Source organism: Microbispora rosea (genome assembly GCF_900156315.1).
GTDB lineage: Bacteria > Actinomycetota > Actinomycetes > Streptosporangiales > Streptosporangiaceae > Microbispora > Microbispora rosea.
On the sequence record NZ_FTNI01000072.1, the window covers coordinates 1 to 3,795 of the forward strand.

General features: G+C 67.0%; 3 protein-coding genes. 1 reads left to right on the top strand and 2 read right to left on the bottom strand.

Going from position 1 to position 3,795, the window contains the following annotated elements; translation table 11 throughout:
* Positions 1 to 1,080 precede the first annotated feature (1,080 nt).
* Positions 1,081 to 1,800, top strand: coding sequence for a hypothetical protein (locus BXA11_RS42950; RefSeq protein WP_143734827.1), 720 nt, complete (start codon positions 1,081 to 1,083; stop codon positions 1,798 to 1,800).
* Positions 1,801 to 1,835: 35 nt separating this feature from the next.
* Here BXA11_RS42950 and BXA11_RS41015 read toward each other — a convergent pair whose 3' ends face one another.
* Entirely contained in the window at positions 1,836 to 3,203 is a 1,368-nt protein-coding gene (locus BXA11_RS41015; protein WP_076443336.1) for an MFS transporter, read from the bottom strand.
* A 158-nt stretch (positions 3,204 to 3,361) separates the two neighbouring features.
* Positions 3,362 to 3,787, bottom strand: a complete 426-nt coding sequence (locus tag BXA11_RS45590) for a cellulose binding domain-containing protein (protein ID WP_076443337.1) — start codon at positions 3,785 to 3,787, stop codon at positions 3,362 to 3,364.
* Between the last annotated feature and the right edge of the window lie 8 nt (positions 3,788 to 3,795).

Here is a 3,795-nt window from a genome sequence, read left to right on the forward strand (position 1 = left end):
GTCGCGAGCGCCGCGGTGACGACGCCCGCGAGTGCCGTGGCGAGCGTTGTGCGTAAGGCTTTACGTCTTCCGGTGGGTGCGGCGCTGTCGGCCATGTCTGCTCCTCGGATCGGGGAGGGCCGGACGGTGCTGTCGATCGGTGGGTGAGCGCCGCCCGGCCCAGGGGTTCGCCGGGGCATCATTCTGGAAAGCACACTGAAACATGTCAAAGAGTCATTAGAAATGTTTCAGTCGGATGAACCGATCAAGTCCGCGCTGCCCAGCCGAAACGCCGATGAACATTTCACGCCTCTGCGGCCTCCCGAGGGACGGAGGGCGATTGCGTGCTCGTCGGTCCGCGCGTCGTATCCGCGGAATCTCGGCAACGCGGCCGCCATCACGCCGACCGCGGCCACGCACAGCAGGCCGCCCGCCCCCAGGGAGAAGCGGGCACCGCCCAACCGGGATGACCGAGTTCGGAAGCGGTTGGCCGACGCCCCCGAGGTGCGTCAAGTTCAGCGGCCAGTTCAAGTCGCCTGCTGTGCCGGGGCAATCTGGTGCCGCCGAGACGATTAAGGGCATGTGATGGATCAAGCGGTGCGGGACGCCTCCCAAAGCGGAGCGAATGCGTCCGGCCGTATTGCTGGTTATGGTCATTATCCTTATCCGGAGGACGGATCGGCATTGTCTCGAATCGATGTGATTCCGTACGGACCGCGCCTTTCTTCTGCAGGCTCGTGATACCTTGCGGGCGGTCCAGGTCGCCCTACTGGGAGCAAGCCAATGGAATCTCGCGCGCCATCGGCCGGAATTCGGACGAGGTTTGTCCACTGGTTGAAGCGTCCGAGTGTCAAATGGACGGGCACCACTATTGCGGCGCCGGTGATAGCCGGACTTATCACTTGGGCGATCCAGAATATGCTGTCCGGTTCGCCGTCGTCAGGAGTGGTTGCGCTGCCGTCGGGCCGACCGGCCTCCCCCCTGCTCTCGTACCTGCCTTCCTCGCCGTCGCCGCGGGCGGCGACGGCCGCACCCTCGCGTATGGCTTCTCCGTCGTCTTCGCCTACTCCAGACCAAGGACCGCCGATCATCGTCGACCTCGTGGAAGAGGGCGCCGATGCCGACTTCACCAGTCCGGCATGGGCCTTGGCCGAGCCTCTGCTACTCAACAAGTCCCAACTCGGCTGGGTTAGCCGGATCACTCTCGGAGAGCATGCCGATGATGCCTGGTTTCATCGTCACAAGGCGGCGCGCGACAGCAGTACGTCGATCAAGTTGGTAGTCCACGGAAACAGAGACAAGAAGGTCCGTGTCATGAACATGCGGACGGTGAAGCAGTGCGGTCGACCGCTTAGTGGAACGCTTTTCTACAACCCTCCGGGTGGGGCGTCGGACGAGGTCGTCCGACTGTATTTCGATCTCGACAAGCCTCGACCGAGAGCGCAGATGTTGAAGGGGTTCGATCCGCAAGGTGACTATTTTTCACTCAAAACTGTCTCCTTGAAGCGGGACGAGGATGTCGTCTTCCTCGTATACGCTTCCACCTTGAAGTATTACTGCTCGTTCTCGCTCGCCTTGGACGTGCTCGCCGACGGCCGTCAGCAGACGGTCACAGTGACCGACCACGACCAGCCTTTCCGAGTAACGGCCCTGCAGTCGAAGAAGAACCAGGACGGCGATCTCGAGACCGACGTCGAGAAGTACAAGGTCTTGTACGTCGCGGGCAACGGTGACTTCACCGGCAAGCATCCCGATCAGTGGCGACGCTGGGACCCGGGCAAGTACGCCCGCGCGCGGGAAGAGTGGTGGGAGGCGGACTGACCTCCTGTCCGCAATGGTCGGTGACGTTTCTCCGCCTACGCTGAAGGGCTTCGCCCGAACTCCGCATGGCGCTCCTCGGCCGCAATGACCGTCCGATCGCCTCTACGTGCGGGCGACAACAAGGCCCTGCGCTGTGCGACGGCGTGCTCGTCGGTCCGCGCGTCGTACCCGCGGAATCTCGGCAACGCGGCCGCCATCACGCCGACCGCGGCCGCGCACAGCAGGCCGCCCACCCCCAGGGAGAAGCGGGCACCGCCCAACTGGGCCATGAACCCTGCCCGTGCGTCGCCCAGCATCGGCCCGGTCGAGTAGGACAGCAGCTCGATGCCGGCCAGCCGTCCTCGATAGGAGTCCGGAATGGTCTGGTTCCAGATGGTGCCGCGGAACAGGCCGCTCACCATGTCGGCGCCACCGGCGACGGCGAGGAACAGGAAGACCAGCCAGATGTCCGGCATCAGTGCGGCGAGCGCCACGGCGACGCCCCACAGGGTGGCCGAGACGATGACGGCGAGCCCGTGCCGACGGACGCGGGCCGTCCAGCCCGAGGTGAGTGAGGCGATCACCGCGCCCACGCCGCCGGCCGCGTACAGCACTCCGACGGCCTTGGGCGCGCCGAGGTTCTCGGCCAGGAAGGGAAACAAGGCGGTGGAACTGGCGAAGGCCATCGCGGCGATGTCCACGAGATAGGTGCCCATCAGGTCCGGCCGTCGCAGCGCGTACCGCACGCCTTCCAGCAAGGAACGCAGTGACGCGGGGGTGGGCTCCTCGGCGCGGGGGACCGCGCCGACCCTGGCCAGCAGCGCCAGGGACAGCAGGAACGTGGCGACGTCGACGCCGTAGGAGGCGGCCGGACCGAGGGTGGCCACGATGAGACCCCCTGCGGCCGGTCCCGCGATCATGGCGGCGTTGAGGACCAGGCCCTGCACGGCGAACGCCGCGGGCATCCGGTCCAGCGGCAGCATCCGGTTGATCAGCGCCTGCTCGCTTGGCCTGCGTATGCTGCCGAGCCCGGCAGCCAGCGCCCCTGCGGCGTACAGCACCCACACCTGCGGCCTGGGGAGCAGCGCGTTGACGAGCAGGAGCACCGAGGAGAGGCACAGCCCCAGCTCGCTGAGTATCACGATCGTGCGCCGGTCGCGTGCGTCGGCGATCGCGCCGCCCCACAGGCCGCACACCACCATCGGTACGAACTCGGCCATGCCCACCAGTCCCACCGCGACGTAGGACTCGGTGAGCTGCTTCATCTGGAACGGCACGGCCACGGTCGTGATGACCGTGCCGAGCATCGTGATCAGCCCCGAGCCGAGCAGGAGGCGAAAGTCGCGGAATTCGCGCAGTGGGCTGAGATCGAGTCTTAGCCGCCGGGCGAGGGATTTCAGGAAGCGATCGGCACGTTCGGGCACGAGGAGTCATCTCAACGAGACGCCCCTCCGAGGGCAACCGGTTTTCCCTCCTCAGGGGTGCCGGTGCGGGGCACCCGGGAACGCGACGGCCGTGCGGCGGGGAGGTGAGCCCTCCCCGCCGCACGGCCGGTGTCATGCGGTCGCCGTCGCGCTGTCCGTCAGGACGCGCTGCAGGTCGGCGTCGGCGTGGCGGCGGTGCCGTTGGCGACGAAGCCGAAGGTGGTGGAGGCGCTCGCCCCGAGGCTGCCGTTCCAGGACTCGTTGCGCACGCTGACCGAGGAGCCGGAACCGGACTGGAGGCCTCCCCACAGCTGGCTGATGGACTGCGAACCGGGCCAGCTCCAGGTCACCGTCCAGCCGCTGATCGCCGAACTGCCCGCCCGCACCGTGACGTTGGACTGGAACCCGCCGGTCCAGGAGTTCACGGTCTGGATCGTGGCGGTGCACCCACCCGATGCGGGCGGAGGCGTGAACGAGGGAGACGAAGAGGGAGAGGGGCTGGGCGACTGGGGGTTTGTGGGGGATGGGGAGGTGGGTCCGCTGCCGTCGGGGGCGATGGCGCGTCCGGTGGTGGGGGAGATCATGCCGGCGC